The organism is Streptomyces sp. DH12 (assembly GCF_020873895.1).
Classification (GTDB): domain Bacteria; phylum Actinomycetota; class Actinomycetes; order Streptomycetales; family Streptomycetaceae; genus Streptomyces.
Genome location: NZ_JAHWGT010000907.1, coordinates 1 through 469 on the forward strand (window position 1 = coordinate 1; position 469 = coordinate 469).

Below are 469 nucleotides of genomic sequence, written 5' to 3' on the forward strand. Positions count from 1 at the left end.
TCCTCGGCCTGATCGGCACGCCCGTACAACTGCAGGAACTGCACGCGCTCCAGGCACACCTGGCGTTCGCGCAGGGCCGGCTGGACGACGCGCGCGCGCTGAGCCGGGGCGTGCTGTCCGAGGAGCACCTGCGTCTGTCCTACCGCGACCGGGTGCGGCTGTCGGTCCTCGACGGCCGGCTCACGATATTGGCGGGCCGGGTCGAGGAGGGGGTCGCGGCCCTGGAACGGCTGGCGCGTCAGACGACCCAGTCCGGGAGCCGCGATCTCGCGGCCCACATATGGCAGGCCCTGGCCACCACCCTGGCGGCGCACGTCCACTCCCCCCAGGACGGCCCGGCACCCGGTGAGTCCCGGCCGGACGGGCGGGTGGCGGGCCAACCAGCTTGAGGGCCTCGCCAGCGGGCGAACGAAGCCTCCCTGTCGTACTGGAACGGCGTGGGCCAGGCCGTGGACAACCACAACGAGGC

Annotated in this window: 1 pseudogene; it reads left to right on the top strand. The window is 73.3% G+C overall.

The features are described 5' to 3' along the window. Window positions 1-389 (top strand): annotated as a pseudogene (locus LPA54_RS37720) (transcriptional regulator); the annotation flags it as partial. Window positions 390-469: the final 80 nt, after the last annotated feature.